Annotated in this window: 22 protein-coding genes and 1 riboswitch; of the genes, 2 read left to right on the top strand and 20 right to left on the bottom strand. The window is 35.4% G+C overall.

Annotated elements, in window-relative coordinates:
- Window positions 1-67 precede the first annotated feature (67 nt).
- Window positions 68-1402, bottom strand: coding sequence for an ABC transporter substrate-binding protein (locus JOD07_RS09590; RefSeq protein ID WP_204613719.1), 1335 nt, complete (start codon window positions 1400-1402; stop codon window positions 68-70).
- Between the two features lie 171 nt (window positions 1403-1573).
- Window positions 1574-2545 (bottom strand): LacI family DNA-binding transcriptional regulator, encoded by a 972-nt coding sequence (locus JOD07_RS09585; protein ID WP_204613717.1) that lies wholly within the window; start codon window positions 2543-2545, stop codon window positions 1574-1576.
- Window positions 2546-2845: 300 nt separating this feature from the next.
- Here JOD07_RS09585 and JOD07_RS09580 point away from each other — a divergent pair, with 300 nt between their 5' ends.
- Both JOD07_RS09580 and JOD07_RS09575 read left to right on the top strand, forming a co-directional pair.
- Entirely contained in the window at window positions 2846-4972 is a 2127-nt protein-coding gene (locus tag JOD07_RS09580; protein WP_204613715.1) for a hypothetical protein, read from the top strand.
- Window positions 4954-5628, top strand: a complete 675-nt coding sequence (locus tag JOD07_RS09575; RefSeq protein WP_204613713.1) for an S-Ena type endospore appendage — start codon at window positions 4954-4956, stop codon at window positions 5626-5628. The genes JOD07_RS09580 and JOD07_RS09575 overlap by 19 nt, the downstream gene beginning before the upstream one ends.
- An 88-nt stretch (window positions 5629-5716) precedes the next feature.
- On the opposite strand, the gene JOD07_RS09570 is transcribed toward JOD07_RS09575, so the two are convergent.
- The 18 genes from JOD07_RS09570 to JOD07_RS09490 form a co-directional block, all read right to left on the bottom strand.
- Window positions 5717-6391, bottom strand: a complete 675-nt coding sequence (locus JOD07_RS09570) for a hypothetical protein (protein ID WP_158740902.1) — start codon at window positions 6389-6391, stop codon at window positions 5717-5719.
- A 251-nt stretch (window positions 6392-6642) separates the two neighbouring features.
- Complete coding sequence (gene ygiD / locus JOD07_RS09565) at window positions 6643-7416, bottom strand: 4,5-DOPA-extradiol-dioxygenase (protein ID WP_204613711.1); 774 nt, start codon at window positions 7414-7416, stop codon at window positions 6643-6645.
- A gap of 133 nt (window positions 7417-7549) precedes the next feature.
- Window positions 7550-8452, bottom strand: a complete 903-nt coding sequence (gene rsiV, locus JOD07_RS09560; RefSeq protein WP_204613709.1) for an anti-sigma-V factor RsiV — start codon at window positions 8450-8452, stop codon at window positions 7550-7552.
- Window position 8453: 1 nt separating this feature from the next.
- A complete protein-coding gene (locus JOD07_RS09555; protein ID WP_204613701.1) occupies window positions 8454-8957 on the bottom strand; it encodes a sigma-70 family RNA polymerase sigma factor in 504 nt (167 codons plus the stop codon).
- Window positions 8958-9160: 203 nt separating this feature from the next.
- Window positions 9161-10558, bottom strand: a complete 1398-nt coding sequence (pdxR, locus tag JOD07_RS09550) for a MocR-like pyridoxine biosynthesis transcription factor PdxR (protein WP_204613699.1) — start codon at window positions 10556-10558, stop codon at window positions 9161-9163.
- Between the two features lie 165 nt (window positions 10559-10723).
- Complete coding sequence (locus tag JOD07_RS09545) at window positions 10724-11239, bottom strand: ferritin (RefSeq protein WP_158740910.1); 516 nt, start codon at window positions 11237-11239, stop codon at window positions 10724-10726.
- A gap of 370 nt (window positions 11240-11609) precedes the next feature.
- A complete protein-coding gene (locus JOD07_RS15825; RefSeq protein ID WP_158740912.1) occupies window positions 11610-12239 on the bottom strand; it encodes a transporter associated domain-containing protein in 630 nt (209 codons plus the stop codon).
- Between the two features lie 353 nt (window positions 12240-12592).
- Complete coding sequence (locus JOD07_RS09535) at window positions 12593-12817, bottom strand: hypothetical protein (RefSeq protein ID WP_158740914.1); 225 nt, start codon at window positions 12815-12817, stop codon at window positions 12593-12595.
- A 351-nt stretch (window positions 12818-13168) separates the two neighbouring features.
- Entirely contained in the window at window positions 13169-14005 is an 837-nt protein-coding gene (gene nadC, locus JOD07_RS09530) for a carboxylating nicotinate-nucleotide diphosphorylase (RefSeq protein ID WP_204613697.1), read from the bottom strand.
- Window positions 13987-15552 carry an L-aspartate oxidase gene (nadB, locus tag JOD07_RS09525; RefSeq protein ID WP_204613683.1) on the bottom strand — a complete coding sequence of 522 codons (1566 nt, stop codon included), beginning with the start codon at window positions 15550-15552 and terminating at the stop codon, window positions 13987-13989. Before nadB ends, nadC begins: the two co-directional genes overlap by 19 nt.
- Window positions 15553-15565: 13 nt before the next feature.
- On the bottom strand, window positions 15566-16495 hold the full coding sequence (gene nadA, locus JOD07_RS09520; protein WP_330636234.1) for a quinolinate synthase NadA: 930 nt from the start codon (window positions 16493-16495) through the stop codon (window positions 15566-15568).
- A 403-nt stretch (window positions 16496-16898) separates the two neighbouring features.
- Window positions 16899-18203: a phosphomethylpyrimidine synthase ThiC gene (gene thiC, locus JOD07_RS09515; protein WP_204613786.1), complete on the bottom strand. Its 1305-nt coding sequence runs from the start codon at window positions 18201-18203 to the stop codon at window positions 16899-16901.
- A gap of 39 nt (window positions 18204-18242) precedes the next feature.
- Complete coding sequence (locus JOD07_RS09510; RefSeq protein ID WP_158740919.1) at window positions 18243-18548, bottom strand: MTH1187 family thiamine-binding protein; 306 nt, start codon at window positions 18546-18548, stop codon at window positions 18243-18245.
- A 35-nt stretch (window positions 18549-18583) separates the two neighbouring features.
- On the bottom strand, window positions 18584-18907 hold the full coding sequence (locus tag JOD07_RS09505) for a hydroxyethylthiazole kinase (protein WP_204613681.1): 324 nt from the start codon (window positions 18905-18907) through the stop codon (window positions 18584-18586).
- A gap of 329 nt (window positions 18908-19236) precedes the next feature.
- Window positions 19237-19335, bottom strand: a riboswitch (TPP riboswitch).
- Between the two features lie 364 nt (window positions 19336-19699).
- On the bottom strand, window positions 19700-19900 hold the full coding sequence (locus JOD07_RS09500) for a hypothetical protein (protein ID WP_204613672.1): 201 nt from the start codon (window positions 19898-19900) through the stop codon (window positions 19700-19702).
- Between the two features lie 516 nt (window positions 19901-20416).
- Window positions 20417-21295 carry an AraC family transcriptional regulator gene (locus JOD07_RS09495; protein WP_158740925.1) on the bottom strand — a complete coding sequence of 293 codons (879 nt, stop codon included), beginning with the start codon at window positions 21293-21295 and terminating at the stop codon, window positions 20417-20419.
- Window positions 21296-21337: 42 nt separating this feature from the next.
- Complete coding sequence (locus JOD07_RS15675; RefSeq protein ID WP_274596587.1) at window positions 21338-21472, bottom strand: hypothetical protein; 135 nt, start codon at window positions 21470-21472, stop codon at window positions 21338-21340.
- A 69-nt stretch (window positions 21473-21541) separates the two neighbouring features.
- On the bottom strand, window positions 21542-22135 hold the full coding sequence (locus tag JOD07_RS09490; RefSeq protein ID WP_243429297.1) for a group II intron maturase-specific domain-containing protein: 594 nt from the start codon (window positions 22133-22135) through the stop codon (window positions 21542-21544).
- Between the last annotated feature and the right edge of the window lie 556 nt (window positions 22136-22691).

The following is a 22691-nucleotide window of genomic DNA, read 5'->3' as shown; positions in this document are numbered from 1 at the left end:
TTCCCACTCCCTATTTTGAATAATAGGGTAATAGGAATGTCCCATTACCCTATCAGAATCAATCAGCTTATTTTTTATAGCGTTGTGCTTCACGTTCGATAACCTGTACTTTTTCATCAAGAACTGTCTGAGGATCATCTCCATAAAGAACTGCTTCCACTGCTTCCTGGAAGTTTCTTGATATAATTGGATAGATTACAGATAAAGGTCTTGCATGGCCTCCCTTAGCCAGCTGATCAAGCAATACTTTTCTTGCACCTTCTTGATATTCCGGCAAGAATTCAACCGATGACTTTCTTGCAGGTGGCATACCAATTGCTTTAGTTATAGAAACAACAGATTCAGTATTTGTCATCCACTCAACTAATTTTGCTGCTTCTGCAGGGTGTTTGGATTGAGCAGTTACAGCATACTGCCAGGAACCAGTTGGTACATGCAATTCCTTTGTTTTTGGACTAACCGGATAAGGCATTGCTTCGAAATTAATATCAGGATAACTGTTTTCAAGAGTTGGTATTGCCCATGGTCCGTTTAAATATAATGCAGATTTTCCTAATTCAAAGTTGTTTTCTTCTGGAGTTACGCTTACTACCCCTGAATCAACAAGCTTCTTAAAGAATGTCAAGGCTTCAACAGCTTCAGGGCTATTAAAGATTCCTTCAGCAGTTAAACCGTCTTCACCAATAATCTTGCCCCCATTGGACCAAATAAATGGTGCAAATGCGTAAATATACCATTCACCAATATCATTGAATCTCATATCCAATGCTGGATATCCTTCCCCTTCCGTAATGGTTTTGGCTGCTTCAAACAAATCATCCCATGTCCATGGATTGTCTAATGTACCTGGTTGGATATTGTACTTTGCAAGGATATCTTTATTGTAGAAAAGAGCTACTGAAGATTCCATTGCTCCTAAGGCGTATAATTTACCATTAACTGTTCCTTGTTGGAGAATAGAGGGTAAATAATCATCAAGAGATTCTTTAGATATGTACTCATCAATTGGTGCAACAATACCTGCATCTACATAAGCCGCAGTATTAGGTCCGTCTAAAGTGATTACATCAGGTAATTGATTTGTTGTAAGTGCCGTATTGATTTTATCTTCGTAACCAGATCCGCCTCCATCACGAGGTATAAATTCTACTGTAACTTTGATGTCATCATGGGCTTCATTAAAGGCCGCTGCCCGTTCAGCATAAGATTTGCCTTCGTCTGTGTCGTCTGTGACATGAACCCACATTTTTAGTTCAACAGGTCCATTGCCATTCGCTCCTCCAGTTGTTTCTGTTTTTGTGCCAGAATCACCAGATTCTGAGGTGCCTGTAGTTGATTTTCCACAACCTGCTATGGACACCGTTAATGCACATGCAAGCAGTAGTGATAAAATTTTCTTCACTTACATCTCCTCCTTTTTGTTGAAACGTTTCCAAAGTACTTAAAAATAAAAAACGTTGATATATTTCTCTTGGAAACGTTTCAATTTTACGTCTTAAATATATCAACATTTATGTAATATGTCAATATTGTTTTATAATTTTTTTAGATTTTTTTATATTTCTTATAATTTCTAAAACAAACTGGTTTCTCCTTTTCTATATCGCACATTAAGAATGTTTTCTTTGGGAACATTTTTGTGCATAATACTTTCAAGGAGTAACTGTACACTTGTTTGGGCAATTTGCTCTACTGGCTGTTCGATCGTTGAAAGATAAGGATGAAATAAATCGTTATCCTGAATTCCGTCAAAGCCAATGACTTGAACATCTTCTGGTACCCTGCGTCCTCTCAATATTAATTCCTTTATAAGCGCTGCAGCGAACATATCCGTACTCGTAAAAACACCATCTACTTCAGGATAATGATCAAGAAATTTTCTTGCCAGCTTATATTCTTGATGTAAAGGAACAATTTCTTCCATGGTTACATATGGAATATTATGTTTTTTTGCAATATCAATGAATGCTTCTTTCCTTTTGGTTACAGAAGTCTGAATCAATGAACCTCCACCTAAATATCCGAGTTTTTTGCAGCCACCTTTAATAAGAGCTTCTGTTGCAAGTGTTCCACCCATGTAGTTGTCTGCAGTGACATGTGGAATTTCAGAGGAGATATAGCGATCTATAGTTATAACAGGAAAATCTATCTTAATTTTATTGTAAAAATCATGATAAGAAATGACGATGATCCCTGCCACCTGATTCATCTTAAGCATTTCTATATATTGCAGTTCTTTCTCTTTCTCAGTTTCTGAATTACATATCAAGAGTTTATAACCATGTTTATACAATTCACTTTCCACATAGAAAACCAGTTTAGAAAAATAAGGGTGAGCGATCGTAGGAATCATCATTCCAACTAGTTGGCTCGATTGCTTTTTAAAGTTTCTAGCGACTTCATTGGGTACATAGTCTAATTGCTCAATTGCCCATTTTACTTTTTCACGAGTTGCTTCACTAACAGATTGATTGTTATTAATTACTCTTGATACTGTTCCCACTCCGACACCTGCTAATTTCGCAACATCTTTTATACTCGCCATATAATCACCTCTAAATTTGCATAACTATAACTTTTAAAACCCTATAACATCATATTTATCATAAATTTTATAATTCCACAACTAAAATCTATATTACCTTTTTACTCATAAATCTCCAAATGCTTATGTAGGAAAACAACAGCAAACTCCCTTATCAATTGTGGTCAACAGAAACATCTATATTCTTGAAAGATTTATGCAAATTAGTACCTTAACTCTTAATAAAACCCAAAAATATATGTCCAATTTTACCTGTTCGACATATATTGATATTAGAAACAATGAAAAGAGGTGAAAATTATGGCACTGCAACTTTTAACAACAGAAGTCACACGAAAAAATTGCTGTCCAGAACCAATGATGTGCAGTGAAGGATTTACTGCGAGTTTAAACATGAATGATCCCGTAACCCTCTGGAAATCAACAGAGCCCATCAAAGGAACCTTTTTTTTAAGATTAAACACAGGACTAACGCCTCCAGGGACCATTGCTATTTTCGAGATTAAGCAAGCTAATGGAACAATCATTTCAAGGACTGTTCAGCGTGGAACAGCCTATGCTCTCACAATCAACCAAGTCATTGAAGTAAGTGTTCAAGTAACAAATGGCCCAGCAGATCAAACTGCCTTAATTGAATTCAGGTATTGTAATCTGGACACCACAAATGCAGAATCAATTGGAGAAAAGTGCTGTTCTCCTGTCCTTACATGCGATGAACTGGATATTGATATCGTACAATGGACCGCAGAACCCTTATTTACATGGGAGACTTTCTTTCCTGTTAAAGGTGTCCTGGAATTTATTTTCGATTCTGAATTCAATCCATCAGATCAACCATCTGCTACAATTGAAATTGAACGTTTTAATAAACCTGATATTGTAAGAACGATTCCCTTAAACGGGAGTACAGGCAATGAGTCCGAATTATTCTTCATAATCTCTGTTGATGACATTAATAAATTAACTGTCACTTCTTCGGAAATCAACTCATCCAATTCTTTCGTTCAAATTCGATTATGCCATCAGGAAGAAAATCAAATTTCATGCTGTGATCAACCTCTTAAATGTGAAAACAGCTTTTTCGTTAATGCGATACCGCCTCTCCAAAATTTAAAAATATGGGAATCTGATATGCCTGTAAAAGGAACATATTCCATAACTAACTTTTACCTCGAAGCTTTAACAGTAAATATAAAGTTTGCTCATAATAATGCACTACAAAAAACTTTGCTACCTGGTGGAGGTTTTGCAATCACCTCAAAAGATGTAAAAAAAATCACCATAAGATTAAATCAATCCCCTACAGAAGCTGGAGAAATGCTGTTCCAATATTGTGTACAGGATATACCTCCAAGAAAATCTGTCTGCTGTCCAAAATCCCTTCATTGTGATTTTCTGAGAGTGGAATCCTTAAATAATCCTCAAGGTCAAAATATCCCTATATGGCTTTCTAAAATCCCTGTAGACGGTGAAATACTATTTTCAATAGAAGGTCAACCGCAGCAAAGAGCACAAGTAGTCATTAAACGTTATGGAAAACCAGACATCACAAGAACAATTGCAGGAGAAAGAATCTTTACTGTAAGAACTGCAGATATAGAAGGCGTATTCGTTCAACTAAACAATGGTGACCCTGGCGATAATGCAATTAGACTAGTCCTTTGTATACAGGATCAGGCGCTCCATAAGGATATTGGAAGTGAAAGCCTTGACAGTAAAAAAACCGATTGCTGTCCTGAACCAGTAAGATGTGAAACAGATGCTAATCTTCTCATAACGAACCCTGTAGAGTTGCCTTTAAACAGAGACATTGTTTTATGGGAATCAACTGAGCCTATCAAAGGAACATTTTCGATACGCAATGTCTCCGAAACCGATGCAGATATGACTGTAAAATTCCGATATAAAGATGGCTGCATCGGTACACAAACTCTAAAACCCAATGAAGGATTTATGATCACGGATGAGGGAATTATATCAGTCAATGTACGATTCTCCAGCCAAGATCCAACAGCAAGAGGTTTAGTAGACTTTGAATCCTGCACACAAAATATCATTAAACACAATAAAAACAACACTTGTTGTCCTCAACCACTTTTCTGTCAATTTTTATCTGTAGAAGCCCAAAATATCGAAAACAATCAAAAATACCAGCTATGGCATGCAGGATTTCCTGTAAAAGCAATGATAGAAATATCTTTGACTGCCGGTGAATCTGCAGAAATTATTATAGAACGATACGATAAAAAATCAATCACAGAAACGATTCCTGTTAATGTCCCCAGAATATTGGTTGTGGATTACATCAAAAACGTTTATGTAAAAGTACACTCAGAATCAGGAACAGGATCTGTAATAACAGAAATATGTATGCAAGAGCAATTGCCATTGAAAGGGGATGAAAAACTATGCCACTGCAAATACTAAAAGACTTTTCAAAATTATGTTGTCCCAGCCCCTTAGAATGTGATGGTGGATTTATTATAGAAAACTCCGGTAAAGTATGGGAAAGTTATGTGCCAATAAAAGGGACATTTACTTTTGACGGCAATCAGAGCGCTGCCATCACAACCATTAGGATTCTCTTATATAATGGAAAAACAATCACAAGAACTCTACAACCTGGCCAATCCTTTGCATTTACCGGAAATTATACTAAAAGAATTGAGGCTTTCGTCCAAAACCCCCCCTCAAGAATTCTATTCAGACATTGCTTCCAGGAACTATTAGACGCACATTCCAAGTGCCATAGTCCATGTTGTCCGGAATTCTTACAATGCGAATTGCCTGCAACATACAGGAATCTTCCAGAGAACGAAGACTTCCTTCTGTGGCAGTCAACAATTCCTGTAAGTGGATTTTTTGAAATTGGACCCCGTTTATCTTCAGCAATAGAACTTAAAGTAATCATCAAACGCTTTAACAAGCCAGACTTGGTAAAAGTCATTAGACAAGACACCGTCATACATTCAACTGATATGAAATCACTGCTCATCAGGATACTAAATTATCAGGGAGATCCGCCTGGAATCAATCTTTTGCTCTGCTTAAGCGAGCAAGGAAAAGAAAGAAAAACTTTTTAGCCATATTAATATAAAATACCTCCTGTTATACGCTTTTTAACAGGAGGTATTTTATATTAATATGGACTAATTTGGGCAACTAACTCCATTATGCAGTATGGGTTGAACTGTTATGTAATGAATTGTGATCATAATGAAGAAATATATTGATATCGTTTCTGTCAAGTTCTATATTCTCTTCTAATGCTTTAGAGTTTTGCAATCTTTTTCTAATCTCGTCAAATTCAATCCAAAGATTTTCATTATAACGTCCGTATACATGGGATAATGTGACAGGAGATTCATCTAATGTTTTATCCTTCCTATAACCATGATCCTGAGCAATAGACTCTTCAAAATAATCCATACTAGCCAGAAGTAAATCTTTATTCTCCAGAATATCCCTGTTTTCCAGCACACAATATTCCAATGCCCTGTCTATAATATCCGTTTTAGGATTGTCTCTTCTCATATACATTTGGGAATAACTAAAATTCACTTCTCTGTATTTTATCGTATCCTCTATGGTGTCATAATAGCTTTTTTCTAAAATCAATGCTGCCAGATTAGGATTAATTCCCCGATCCATTAGTATATTCCGAACTGTATCATAGTTCCTTATAATTTTACTAAAAAAAAGATTCACATTAACACAATGATCACATCTGTATGCAAATTCTTCTATGTCAAGTAAAGTTCGCCTGGCTTGTTTTGACAATGAAATATGAAATAATCGCAGATATTCTTCTAAATCAGCAATGACAAGATTCGGTGTAATTTTCATCTTTATATCCCTCCTATTTATTACTAACTAAATCTTTTCCATATTTTTCACTTTTATTCCTTTGATTTTTAAATTCAAAAAAATCAATTTATAAAGATATATACTTTTGTATCTGCAGGTATTCTGATAAATCAACAGACATAGTTGTTCAGCAACTTAGTAAATAAATAAGAAAGTTTTTAGTTTTTTCGTAAAGGATATAATTTCATAAAAACACCTCCTGTTATAAATCATCAACAGGAGGTGATATTTTATGATTCCCAAAGATAACTTGTCATGGTTAAAGAACCGAGTTCGCAGGATTGATTAAAAACTGTAATCTTGTCTTCTTCCTCGGAAGCTCCGAGAGCATAGAGTAAAGGATAGAAATGATCCGGAGTGGGTACGGCATGTTTTGCGGCAGGGTACATTTCTTTGAATTTAATAATGTTATCATGATTTTTATTTATGATATTTTCATATATATACTCATCAAACTCATAGGCCCAGTCAAAACCCTTGCTTCCCATATGCCAATCCACCAGTCTTAAATTGTGAACGATATTCCCTGTACCGAAAATTAAAACCCCTTGTTCTCTTAAAATCCTTAATTCTTGCCCTATTTGATAATGAACCTCAGGAGGCGCATAAGCGTCCACACTCATTTGGATTACAGGGATGTCTCTGTCCGGATACATATGAACCAATACGGACCAGGTTCCATGGTCGATTCCCCAGGAGTTGTCATATTCCGCTTCCTTTGAAATAAGTTCTTTCACGAACTTGGCTAATTTAGGAGAACCTGGTGGATTGTATTTCACTTCATACAATTCTTCAGGAAAACCATACATATCATAGATCGTTTTTGGAGATTTCTCATTCATAATCTTGGTGCCTTTTGTAAACCAATGGGCGGATATGGACAGGATTGCTTCTGGCTTTGGTATCCTTTCTGCAATACTTTTCCAGGTTCTTGAATATTCATTATCTTCAATGGCATTCATAGGCGACCCATGTCCTACAAAAATAACTGGCATCTTTGGCATAACCACTCATATTCCTTTCTGTTCAATCTACCTCTTATCAAAAATAGAAATTCTTTTCCATATCATTAATAATATCGTTTTATTAAAATTCTTCAATACCATTTCTGTTATTTTTTAATAATTACCCTTAATCTCACTTTATATACGTATTACTCACCAGAATATCAGATATTACTTCAGTTGGAATAATGAACTCCTGAACGCCCATATATCCCGGTGCTACTTCATATTCATCAAATGAAATGACTAATTTTCCTTCTTCGTTAATATAGAAATTCTGAGCAGGTGATATTTTTTCAAAAGCTTTGGCTGTATCTTCTTCTCCCTCCATATCCACCCAGTAAATTATACTTTCGTCTGCTTTCATCTGCTCCAGCATTTGTTGCTTTATGTTTTCACTGATAATTTCTACATAACTAGAGCCTTTAAACAAACTTGGTAAGGTAATTAGTATTCCTTCTTGTTTATCGATAGTATCGTATTTAAAAATGGTTGAAGAAGAACCTGCCGTATTGACAACATAACGGCCTATAGATAGGATCCTGTCTGTATCGGTCTTCACAACATATCCACTGTCTACACCGAGATGACCGACACCCTCTTGTTTCATTTTTTCCATTTCCGCCATAAACTCTTCATACAGCTTTTTGTTTTCAGCAAGATACTTTTCATTTAGGCTGCTTTCTAATTCCGTATTTTCTAAACCTTCAACAGCAGGCACTTTTATATCTGCATTGAACCCATCTTCATTGACAATATACTCTCTAAAGTTCAGGACTTTCACTATATTTCCTACAAACGGAACCTTTATCAGGGTAGAAGCAAAAGTAGGGCTGCTATTAATCCCCACCGTAAGTACAGCAGCAAAAATAGCAATGGATGCTGCTACTACCCCCGTTCTTTTAAATATATTTCTTCTTTTCATTGTGTATCTTCTCCCCTCTTCCAATGCTTTATTTACCATAGAATCTAATTCTTCAGGAATAGGTGTTTTCAAATACCTTTCTTTAAGAAGTTGCAGATTTTTATCTTCCATACTAAACCTCCTCATCACTTATCTTTATACGCAGCATTTCAAGAGACTTATAGAGCCTGGTCTTTACTGTATTGGTATTCTCATTGAGAATTTCTGCTATCTCATTGATTTTCATATCTTCAAAATACCTTAATGTAACTACTGTACGGTATTTAAAGGGCAAGTTATCCAAGGCTTTTTGCAAATCAAAATCCTCATAATCGTCTATTGCACCAAAATCAAAACTTTCTAAAAGCTCTTCATCAACTACAATATTTTTCTTTTGCTTGCGCAGAAAATCCAGAGATGTATTCACTACAATCTTATAAATCCAGGTTTTTATGTAATCTTGGTTTTTTAATGACTTACCTGAGTAAATTGCCTTATATACAGATTCCTGTACAATATCTAAAGCATCATCCACATTTTTCACATAACTGTATGCCAATCGGTAGTAATTTTCCTTATACTGTTCAGCACATTCGGCAATTTGATCTTCTAACCGTTCTTTCTTAAATAGTGCCAAGTTCCCTCCTCCTCTTTTGTTTTAGATACATATCTAATTGTTTTACACTTTTAAGACGTCTATGTACGCTAAAAAGTTTTAATTTCAAACCAATAAATTTCTACCACAAAAACAAACCCCCGATATGTTTTGTCAAAACATATCAAGGGTTTTATCAACTAAATAAATTCACTTGATTATAAATGTCTGTAAATCTTTATCCATCATTCTAAAATAGAATAAATTGTCTCACAAGCCTCAGAGATTTTACTTATATCAATATTAGAATAATTGATAATGAAATAATGGGGCTTGCTTTTCTCTGGTTCCAGATAATATTCAGATAAAGCTTTCATTTGAATACCTTTTTTCTTTAATCTGTTTGTAACCTCCTGATCGGATAAATGGGTATAGAGCTTAATCAAAAAATGTAATCCAGAATCATTTTCTATGATTTCACACTTCTTCCCGAGTTTGCTTTTCATTATCGTGTCTATGATCAACTTTCTTTGCCTTGTGTAATGAAGCCTCATTCTGTTGATATGTTTTTCAAAATAACCCTTGTTGATCAATGCTGCCAATGTATATTGCTCGAAATTAGAAACTGTACAGGAATAAAAGGATAACTGTTCATAAAATCTATTAGCAAGATGCACAGGCAATACCATATAACTGATACGCATGGTTGACGTGAGAGACTTAGAAAATGTATTCATATAAATTACTTTTTCACAGGCATCTATGCTAAAAAGTGTTGGGATTGGCTTTCCATTATACCTAAATTCGCTGTCATAATCGTCTTCAATGATGTATCGGTCATCTTTTTCATTGGCCCAGGCCAGTACTTCATATCTTCTGCTTGCTGGCATCGTAATTCCTGTAGGAAAATGATGATTAGGGCTAATATGCACCACTTCTGCCCCTGATTTTTTTAGTCCATCAACAGTAATACCCATATCATCCATATCTGCAAATTTACATTCGATATTGTACTGCTTATATATTTGAAGAAGCTTTTTATAGCCTGGATTTTCTATACAATAACTTTTATCTTTTCCCAGAAGTTGTATTATTAACCCATATAAATATTCCGTTCCAGCACCTATTACGATTTGGTTCGGATCTACTAGCATTCCTCTGAATGATTTCAAATGTTCTGCGATCGCAGCCCTGACTTCATATTTCCCTCCGGTAGGAGATGCTTCCATCAATTCTTTTTTCTTATTGGATATGATTTCTCTGGATAGTTTTGCCCAAATGGAAAAAGGAAAGTTATCAGGATTAATTTCATTATTGGACAAATCAATATCATATACTGCCTTTTCTTCTGGTAATTTAATATCCAATGTAATCTTTGCTTCTTTGGGTGTGCTTGTCCTGACATCAATATCTGCTACAAAATATCCTTTCTTCGGTAAGCTGTATACATATCCTTCACTGATTAACTGATCATATGCATTTTGAATGGTAATGGTACTAATCCCATTGTTATGGGCAAAAGTCCTTTTGGAGGGAAGCTTTTCTCCTGGTTTCAGGTTTCCAGATACGATGTCAGATTTTATACATTTATAAATATATTCATAGAGCGGTTCTTTCACATTTTCAAAATCATATGTTAACATCATATCACCTGCAATCTGGCATATAAATTTATATAATTTCAGGAATTTCTACATGTTAGTATTTATTATAAGTTCATGATTGCAAAAATTCAAGAAAATAAAAAAACACCTCCTGCTGTAATTTAGAATCAACAGAAGGTGCAATATAACTTAAGAAATGTGAAATTAATCCAATACTAAAGAAGGCGCCGTATATACTCTGGCTTTCAATTCATTGTCCAGCATATATAAGCCTTTTGGGTCTCCGGCAAAAAGATCGTACTTTTTGATATTATCATCCGCATTTTTTTCTTCTTCCCCTTGCTCCTTAATAAACCAGTCAAGGAACTGCATTGTTCTGAAATCATTGATTTTAAAAGCAGCTTCATATATTTTATTAATGGAAGCGGTTACATACTGCTCATGTTCCAAAGCTTTTGCCAAAGGCTCTCTAAAGTTCTCATACTTTTCATTTGGAGCAGCGATTTCTGTTAAAACAACTTTTTCACCATTATTTAAAAGATATTGTCTAAACAATAATGCGTGATCTCTTTCTTCCTGTGTTTGAACAAAAAACCAGTTTTCAAAACCATTCAAACCTTGATCCGCATAATAATTTGCCATATCCATATACAGATAAGCAGAAAAAAACTCTTTATTGATTTGTTCATTTAAAAGTTTAACTATCTCGGGATTTAACATCTTATCCATCCTCCTATGTTTTTTATAAAATGATAATAATTTTCTGACTTAGCTTGAGTACTCTCAATATTTATATTGAAAATACTTAAATCTATTATACTTAATCCATTCCCGATTCTCAATAAAATTTTTTATTTTTTGATTTTTGTTACATTTATTCTCATCTCAGTAAAATATTTTATAAATATCACTGTCTTCACATTTATTTACTCTTTCTTAAAGAACATGATAAGTTTCTCCATTTGACACCATTCTATACTTGTTCCAAAAAAATACCTCCTGTTGCAAGCCATGCAAACAGAAGGCGCCTACGTAACAATATGAAATTTATGAAAATAGGTATCATTATTTAATCAACTTACACCTAAACTTAGTTATTCATTTTTATAATCTCTACCTGCTTAATTAAATCTTCATCCATAGAATAGACTACTAACTTTAGATTCGATAATTCTACTTCATAACCAGGCTTAACTCTTTCCTCATGCTGTTCTGCATAATTTGCAACAATACCTGCAACGGTATGTCCTAAATCAGTTGGAATATTTAAGCCCATCTTACTATTGATATCCATTACAGAAACTCCACCATTTACCAGTATCCCTTTGCTGCTTTTATAAGTATAAGAACTAAGATACTTTCGAACAGCAAATAATATGGCTATTGCCAAAACACCAATAAGCACATCCAACATAGATCCATGGTTCGTTACTAACTTTCTGGCAACAGCAAATAATAATACATCAACAGCACTTCCTGGCGTATGCTTTGCCAACATCTTGATAAATTCAACCCCAATAATCAACTGGAGTGCATGATTCAAAAAATCTTCCGTACTTAATAGTGTAGCCCCATTGCAAAATGATTGAACCATTTGAAACAAATCTTGTACTAACCCTATTGATAAAATGACAATCCCGACTAAAATAATTAGACTTATGTAGATTTCAACATAACTAGAAATAATAGACACTTTGCCTCTTAGCCTTTGCTTGAGCACGTGATCCCCCCATATTTTTCACAACTTTTTTATTGGTTTTCGAACTTTATCTCATACCTGAAATCTTTTTTAATATTTTACTATAAACTTCCTTACTAAGTCTATAAGAAAAATAAGTCTTTTCTAATCAAGCTTTACTCATTCCTTTTTTACCTTATGTTTCTATTTTATCTACAGTTTTTCCGTACTGGTCTGATGATTTTCCAAAATCGCTTTGCATCATGGAAAAAGTATAAATGTTGTAAGTATTCACTAAACACTTACACCTTTCTTCACATAAAAAAACTCCTGTTGTAAACTAACATCAACAAGAGCTAACTCTACCGAAATACAGACTAATAAATACCATTTATTCATCCCATACTTTTTAGGCTTTTATCCCTTTCTTCTATAAGTCTATTTCTCTTAATAATCAATACAGCCTTGATAATCCACAAAATTATATTAACTGGAATTAATGCTATAATTAAATAATCAAGAATTGACTTCTTTGTCCAATCAAGGTCTGCCGCCCATAATATCCATATGACTACAAGCATTATTTCTGTAAAAGCAAAAATTTTTTCTTTCTTTTCCATATGTCTGCTCCCTAAACAACTTAATATTTTTTGAATTAATTTTCTACTCACTTTTAATATCTCTTGCATATCTTTGTAGAAAAAGAACCTTTACTTGTTTTAGTAAAGACATTCCATAAAAAGTATTAAAATATTAGAAAAATTAAAGGACTTATTACAAATGACCTTCCATCTCTCTTCCTGATTATATCATTTTTCCAACATATATACAATAAAAAAATAAAATATTCATAATTATACAAACAATACTTATTCTTATTTATTTAATTCTATAAAAGAAATAAACATCTCCTGTTATATACTGATATCAACAGGAGATGTTTGGATTCACATATGGAAAAAATAATATCATTAACTTATAAATTTTAAGCTTATATCCATAGCCTTTACAGAATGGGTTAATGCCCCAACGGATATAATATCAACACCGGTCTTGGCAACATCAACCAAATCATCGAGGGTAATTCCTCCGGATGCTTCCAGAATAACTTTTCCTTTGCCTATTTCAACTGCCTTCTTCATCTCTTCAAGGCTCATATTGTCAAGTAAAACCATATCTGCTCCAGCTTCAATGGCTTCTTTAAGTCCTTCTATGGTTTCAACTTCAATTTCAACTTTAATCGTATGAGATATTTTCCCCTTAACATTATGGATCGCTTCTTTAATTCCACCTGCTGCAACAATATGGTTATCCTTAATCAAAACCGATTCTGACAGATTGAATCTATGATTATAAGCCCCTCCAACTCTCACAGCGTATTTTTCAAGAATTCTAAGTCCAGGAGTCGTTTTCCTGGTATCCACTATTCTTACAGGAAAATTTTTAACAATATCGCTGTATTTCCTGGATACAGTAGCTATGCCTGACATTCTTTGAAGCAGATTAAGGGCAAGTCTTTCCCCTTTAAGAATGGCTTTAGTGCTTCCCTCTATTCGGGCAATCACAGTACCTTTGTCAACTTTATCTCCATCTTTAACATTAAATTTAACCACTACATCTTGATCTAATATCTTAAATACTCTTTCAAAGACATTAAGTCCTGCTATAACCCCTTCTTCTTTAGCTAGCAGCTGTGCTGCTGACTTACTTTCATCATCTATTAAAGTGTCTGTCGTTATATCAATGTTATTAATGTCCTCCTTTAATCCATTCTTTATGATTTCATCCACTAAAATCCAATTAAGCATTTAGATTCCTCCCTATTTATCATCATATGACTGCCTATACTTTCTTCCCTGCTTAAAGCAGCCTGAATAATCAAATACGCAACTGTTGCAATATTAAAACATTCATAAAATGCCTTGCTGTCTTCACTGCAAGCTTGTAACCGGTTTAATACTTCCTTCATCATATATAAGGCTGCATATAATCCTTCTTTGCTTCTAAAAATAAAAGCATTTCTTCCCATTGTTTCTCTGACTTTCGTTTTAATTTCCTGAATTTCATTTTGGTCTATGGATTCATAAACTTCGTCATTTTTAATCAAAGGCTCTTCTATTTTTAATTTATTTATGGTTTGATTTATGTCTTCTGCTGCTCTTTTCCCAAATACCAGACCTTCTAACAGAGAATTGCTTGCCAGCCTATTGGCTCCATGAACCTTCGTACAAGCAGTCTCTCCACAGGCATACAGTCTCTCAATACTCGTCCTTCCAAAATAATCTGTTCTTACGCCTCCCATGAGGTAATGCTGTGCCGGACAGACAGGAATATAGTCTTTGGTCATATCAATCCCTTTAGACAAGCAAACCTGGTAGATACTTGGAAATCTGTTTTTAATAAAATCTGCATCCTTATGGGTTATATCCAGATAAACATAAGGAGTATTTTCTTTGATCATTTCATTAAAAATGCTTCTGGAAACAATATCCCTGGGGGCCAAGTCTTTAAGTTTATGATATTTACCCATAAATGCCTCTTTTTTATTATTTCTGAGTACAGCTCCTTCTCCCCTTACAGCTTCTGAAATCAAAAATCTTTTATGATCATTGGGGCTGTATAATACAGTTGGATGGAATTGTACAAACTCCATATCGATGATCTCTGCTCCTGCTCTGTAAGCCATAGCAATGCCATCCCCTGTAGCAATCACTGAATTCGTTGTATAGTTATAAACTTGTCCTATCCCTCCAGTAGCTAAAACAACGGCCTTAGACAGTATTGCATAGGTTTCTGCCCCATTTTTAACTAAAGCACCTAAGCATTTAAAGTCCAGTGTCAACAGATCTATGGCAAGTTGATTTCCCCTAATGATAATATTTTCTCTCTTTAATGCTTCTTTGGTCAAACCCCTCATGACTTCTTTCCCGGTTCTGTCCTGATAGTGAAAAATTCTGTTTTTTGAATGTCCTCCTTCTCTGGTTAATTTTATATTTCCCTTTTCATCTTTATCAAACTGGACGCCCATATCCATAAGCTTTTTGACATTTTCTAAAGCTTCTTCCACCAGTATTTGTACAGATTTTTTATCATTATAGTTATTGCCTGCCTTTATTGTATCTTCAAAATGAAGGAGCATACTGTCTTCGGGACTGATACTGGCAGCTATGCCCCCTTGAGCTAAATTACTGTTATTTTCATTAATCATATCCTTTGATAAAACGATTACACGATATTTAGGATCTATATTGATGGATGTATAAAGGCCGGCTACTCCGCTACCTATGATGAGCACATCACAGTATTCTCTTTTTATTTTATCCAGGTTAAAATTTGCAAGATACCTTCTCTTCATTCTTCTATACTCCTTAAGATACTTTCAGCATCCTTTCAAGAGAGTTTTTAGCTGCTGCCATAATATCTTTGTCGACTTCGATTTCATAAATTTCGTCTTTTAATGCTCTATACACATCTTCCAATCGCGTTTTTTTCATGTTAACGCATATCAACGACGGGGAAAGCAAGTAAAACTTTTTATCAGGATTCTGCTTTTCTAAAGAATGAAGTACACCCATCTCAGTTCCTATAACAAATTCCTTTTCATCCGACTCTTCTACATATTGTATGATTTGAGATGTACTTCCTACAAAATCTGCTTTTGCAACTACATCCGGATTACATTCCGGGTGGACTAATATCTTTGTATTGCTTCTATGCTTTCTAACCATATCCAATACATTGCACTTTACTTTATGATGGGTTATGCAAAATCCTTCCCAACATATGACATCCTTTTGGGGTATCTGTTTCGCTACATAATTCCCTAAGTTTTGATCTGGTACGAATAAAACTTTATCACTGTCAATGGATTGAACCACTTTTACTGCATTGGCTGAAGTACAGCATATATCACTTTCTGCTTTAACTTCCGCAGAAGAATTAATATAACATACCACCGGAACATTGGGGTATTTTTTCTTCAATACTCTTAGCTGATCCGCATCAATCATATCAGCCATAGGACATCCTGCATCATATGCCGGCAAAAGAACTTTTTTATCCGGTGAAAAAATCTTTGCACTTTCTGCCATAAAATGTACACCACAAAAAACGATAATATCCGCATCGGTATTGGCAGCTCTTCTGCTAAGTCCCAGTGAATCCCCAACAAAATCTGCTATATCTTGAACTTCTGGTGCTTGATAATTGTGAGCAAGTATGATAGCCTTTTTTTCTCTTTTGAGTTTATTGATTTCATTAATCATTTCCTGAGTATCCATGGTATTTCTTCCTCTCATCATAAACCTTGCCGCCTAATTTACATTTTTAGATTTAATAGTCTTTTAATCTGATCAGGCGAAGGGGGTAATTAAAATCTTAGCTGTAAGTTGAATTTAGAATTTAATCCATATTTACATATTTATATGTATGTTTACATATGTATTTATATGTGTATATACACCATTATACATAAAAAAAGAAGTTTATCAATAATCAATTTATTTAGTATAGAAATAATGCTGAATTGATATTTGCGCAAAAAATACCTCCTGTTATAAATCACTTTGATTTAATAAACAGAAGGTATTTATATTCAAATACAGAATAGAAATACTGGCAATCAGCCATCACTATTTTATTGGAAAAATTTTATTCTTCAAATTATCATGTTAACTTAATAATTCACTAGCCAGGACTCAATCACAAAATATCGATATGTTCGCCTGCCAGTGCCTTGTTCATACTTCTTACTGCACAAAATTTTCCACACATGGAACATGTATCTTCGAACTCTGGCTTCCTTTCTTCACGGATTCTTTTTGCAGTTTCAGGATCTATCGCACATTCCCACTGGGCTTCCCAGTCAAAGCTTCTTCTTGCTTCTGCCATTCTGTCATCAATCTGCCGTGCTCCTCTTACCCCTTTTGCGATGTCTGCTGCATGGGCTGCTATTTTCATAGCAATAATCCCTTGCTTTACATCTTCTAAATTTGGTAATGCTAAGTGTTCTGCAGGAGTCACATAGCACAAGAAAGCCGCACCGGCTGAAGCTGCAATGGCGCCACCAATCGCAGCCGTGATGTGATCATATCCAGGGGCAATATCCGTTACCAATGGACCTAACACATAGAAAGGTGCTCCGTTGCAAATCGTCTGTTGTATTTTCATATTGGCTTCTATTTGGTCGATCGGCATATGTCCTGGTCCTTCAATCATAACCTGTACATCTTTTTCCCAGGCTCTTTTTGTAAGCTCTCCAAGTCTTACAAGTTCTTCAATCTGACATACATCCGACGCATCGGCAAGACATCCCGGTCTACAAGCATCTCCTAAGGATATCGTCACATCATATTCACGGCATATATCCAAGATTTCATCATAATACTCATAAAAAGGATTCTCTTCACCTGTCATGCACATCCATGCAAATACAAGAGAACCTCCTCTGGATACGATATTCATTTTTCTTTTATGCTCCTTGATCTGTTCTATCGTTTTTCTTGTAATCCCACAGTGCAAAGTGATAAAATCCACTCCATCTTCAGCATGGAGCCTTATGACATCAATAAAATCTTTTGCTGTAAGGGTGGCCAGGTCTCTCTGATAATGGATAACGGAATCATATACTGGTACAGTTCCTATCATAACCGGGCATTCTGCAATCAACTTCCTTCGAAAAGGAATGGTATCTCCGTGGGAAGACAAATCCATGATTGAATGGACGCCCATATTGACAGCTTCCATCACTTTTTTCATTTCCATATCGTAGTCTTTGTAATCTTTCGAAACGCCTAAATTCACATTTATCTTAGTTTTTAGCATTGAACCTACACCCTGCGGATCAAGGCATTTATGATTTTTATTTGCACATATTACTACTTTTCCTGCTGCAACTAATGGCATCAGTTCCTCAACGGTCATCAGTTCTTTTTCAGCTACTTTTTTTAGTTCTTCTGTAATGATTCCTTTTCTTGCGGCTTCCATCTGAGTTGAATATTCTCTCACTTCCATCTATCCCCCTAAAAGACTGAATTTATGCGAATACTAATTTTCTTCTCCTAAAATTTCATTGAGTTTTTGAACCTTTCTGTTCATCATGTTAGTAAATCCTGGACGAATATCTGCCTTTAACACCACTTCCGTTCGGATGCCTTTATTTGCCAGTGCAAAGGTTGCATCTTTCACCACCTGCATCACCTCATCCCAGGGACCTTCTATTTCCGTAAACATGGAAGTGGTTCTGTTTGGCAATCCCGACTCTCGAATCACTTTCACCACTTCTGCAACTTCAGATGAAAGTTCATCTCCAATGCCAAAAGGCGCAATGGCCACTGCAATTAAAGTATTCATACATTAAACCTCCTCTATTTCAAATGGATTATTGGCTATATCTGCTGCACTTGCTTTATAAAGTTCATCAAGAAATTGTATCTGAAAGTATCTCGTAAAGTTTTTGCTACATAAGGTAATATTTCCTCATGAATGGGTAAAAGTGTCCCCACATTGATATACATAGCTTGACCAGATTTAGCCAAAACTTCTCCTTCTTCAGGCAGATACACCATAGCAGCAGAACCTCCGACAGCCAGTTGTGCATTGGCTACGAGATTAATGGTTACCATATTGGTAATGGAACCTACCATAGGGTTAGTCTTTTTTACAGTTTCCACTGTCTGGGCAATCTGATTTTGAATCTCCTCTTTTGTCATTTTCTCCTCTTCCTTTCTATGATTTCATAGCATTTTACGAATATAGACTGCATCACCATCTTTCTTACTGTTTCTTCAAAAAATTGTTAGTCAAAAAACAACTGTGTTATACAGATAAAATAAGAAAATTGGGGCCTTTGCAAGAATTATTTCGCATATAAGAGTTGCGCTTGTGAACCACTCGCACCGAACGCGTTCGGTAAAATCAACAAAATACAATATGTGAGAGGCTATATTCTGCCGCAGAGCTTTTTTGACATAGGAAATTCCACAGAATTTCCTATGTAATAAAAAAAGCGCTCCTTCATAAGGAACGCATTTCATCATTAATCTAACAATTCATTGCTTCCCTACGACAGTGTTAACTGACAGGTTCAAAGGGTCAGGTTTTACCTTCTCAACTCTTACGAGTCCCCCCGCAATCTTTTCATACAACATTATTAATTTTTAAATCTTGTCTTCCACAATATTATTCTATGGCTTTTTGTTAATGTTTTTAATCAACCATAATAAAATTGGATACTGTATACTTCTTCCATATTGTATTTTACCATTTAAGTGATATAAAATCAATAAATTTTCAAATACTATTATTTTTTACACAAGAATACATTTATGAAATTAATCCGTTAAACTACTTGAATTTCTCTTTAATCTGTTCCTTATTTCTGTTTAGGCTTTGTCATAACATCATAACAAAGAAAATGTCCATTATCAGTTCTTATGGAATAAAATTCTGTTGTATGCCTTTTTAGCGATAAGCATTTTAACGGTTTGTCTTTTTCGAATATGCTATAAAAAAGAATCTTGGAAATCTAAAAATAATATCCCCGTTTTTTGCATGGAATATCTTTGAACTAGAATTTCTATCAGTTCACTTTCAAATGCTTTTCTCTCTAGATCAGGTAAGACATTGAGATAAAGTCTTAAACCAGTAACGAGATACCATTCCAGGATATCGTTGTGAGATTTCATAACGTGATCAATCACCATTATGATACGTCTAGTGAAATCAAGTTTATTGCCCTGAAAATTTAATATACACTATTTTTTACGATATTGCATGCCAAACTACGAATAGAATCACTTCAAAATAGGGAACAAGACCAAAACTCTGCCGCCGCAATAAACTTACTAAATATTTACAACACTAGATCCCTATAGTCATGCAATGAAAGCTATGTCAAGGCAAATAGTTTACAAAGGATTGATAATAAAAAAATTTGCCAATGACATAACTTCTGCATTGGCAAATCGTAGTCAAAACCACATATTTTATAAATACAACCTCTCTTAATCCTGTTTATTTACGAGAAAGTCTCACAACTGTCTCCACATGCAACGAACGGGGTGAATTGATGTCTTTTACACTGTCGGTAGTCGGAAACACGTCATCGCCACTTTTTGCACTATCAGTAGGCGGGAAGGCGGGAATATATCCACCAATTGTATCATTTACGAGAAGGGCACTCTTACTAGGAGTACCCTAAATAATAAATATTAATGTAATTAATAGTCTTTTTTCTTTACTGGAATCCAGATTTCGCTTCGATACTTTGGATTTCCAGTATCTGGACTCTCATTCCATAAAATTTCAGGACCTTCAACCGCCTCGTATCCTGAAGATGGAAACCACTCTGAGTATATCCTACCCCACACATTTTGAAGTGTTTCCGGGAAGGGCCCAATGGATTCAAAGACTGCCCAGGTACTGTCTTCTACTTTCAATACATCAAATTCTGCAGTTTCATCACTTGAGGTTGCTACACCAATGTAATGATCCAATTCACATTTTTCTTCCATTCTTCCTTTCGAGAAGTTCGTAGATGCACTAATAATTCCTGTTGGTTCTACATTTGACAGCACCTTCAGCTTTTTGATGACCTCAGGGGTTAATAGTTCAATCATTTCTGCAATTTCCGGATTCACACCATTAAATCTAATTGGTACTCTCTTCTTGAATCCTACGATCTTAAATGGTCCTTTTTCAACAATACGATAATTCATTTCGCATCCTCCTTTAATTGATAATTGAAAGGTCATTCGAGGATAAGCTTTTAACTGTGTATTCTCACTCCTTGCCTCAGAAGGGAGAATGCCATGCAGGGAATGAAAAGCACGGGAAAATGAATCAGCCGAATTATAGCCGTATTTGACGGCTACATCAATTATTCTCAAATTATTATCTTTCAAATCAAGTGCAGCCAACGTCAGTCTTCTTCTCCGAATATATTCTGATAAACTTATACCTGCTAAAAAAGAAAACATCCGCTTGAAATGATACTCTGAACAATAAGCGATTTTAGATACTTCACTATAATCAATTTCCTCTGTTAAGTGCTCTTCAATATACGCTAATGCATTATTCATACTTCTTAAAGCATCCATCCAACAACCTCCTTTCATCATAAATAATATCAGAGGATGTATTTATTCATCCGACAATCTGTGCACAGCTTTGTAGGTAAGCAGCTCAACATCAATAATCCACTTAATTACGATAATCAATGTTTTTGGCAACACCATCTTTTTATCCTCGATAGAGTAGAGTAGTGGGATTGCCACCCCCCCTCATCAAACCGTACGTGCGGTTTTCCCGCATACGGCTTTCCGATATTCTTCTTCCTTCAGCATTCAGCCGCATATACTAGCCAATCCTGCCTGCATAGTCAATTCTCTGACCTTGGCCGCATTTCCTAACCTGTAATTGCGTTGTTTCTTCCGATTGTACCACCGAGTAAATTTGAAATTGATATACTTATCTATCTTCCATAACCATGGTCTGGCAAACCGTCTGGCATAATAATTTCTCATGCCGATAATTTTAGGATTAAGTAGCTTCACCATTTCCTCCACGCTCAACAACAGTTTGATTGGACTTGCAAACACCTCTTTGATGTTGGCTCTCATTTTCTTCATAGCCTTTTGGGATGGTACCTGCTGTAATGTCCAATACCACTTCCAGCTTTTGTTTCTGAAACGCTGAAATCTATTATTGAAGCCAAAAAAATCAAAGCTGTCTTTTCCGAAATACATATCACCAAGCCTTGTTTTCTCACTATGTAGTGTTAGTTCCAGTTTTCCCATAATCCACTTGACTGCATGTAAGGCTTCCTCTGCACGAGATAATCTCTTGTAAAGTTGTGCTCCTTCCCTATGTACAGTTTTGTTGTCTGTACAATCCTTGGTACTATGAGCACTTCTGACTGCCTCTTTGCAGCATTGCAACTTCGCTTCCGCTTATATGCTTCCTCTTTACAGTTTACTGTGCAAAGTAGGCTCTCTCCAGTTCCGGCAAATACTTTCCTAACGTGTCGTTACCTCTACACCGCAGGGTTCTTAGGTATTGCATTTAGGGTTCTTCATACCGTCTGCTGTCTTCGCTGTTGATGTCCCAGCTCGACTCCCTGTTGTTCCCTTTCAGGAATGTAAATAACGGTGCGGCAGTATTCACTTTATGTTACGACCCGTCAGTTTGTCTGCTCTTTTCAGAGCATTTCGTAACGCTTCAACGCATGAATTACTTCATACGCTGGTTACTGACTAAGTGGCTGCCCTACCTTTGCCACTACAGGACTTTCACCTGTTAGCATTTGCCAGCTTCGCTGGACGCACACATCAATACGACAGTCTCTACATGGCCCGAGCCGTTGATATTGATGTTTTTCGCATTACTGGTAGGCGGAAACTGGATTTATGTCAATATAGTAGACACAAAAACTCAAATTTTTATGCAGTTTTTCTTAAAGCATCTTCAAGCTGTTGAGGAGTCATATAACCGATA

The organism is Defluviitalea raffinosedens, assembly GCF_016908775.1.
Lineage (GTDB): Bacteria > Bacillota > Clostridia > Lachnospirales > Defluviitaleaceae > Defluviitalea > Defluviitalea raffinosedens.
The sequence above is the reverse complement of the archived record's forward strand: the minus strand, read 5'-3'. Positions and strand labels throughout refer to the sequence as shown.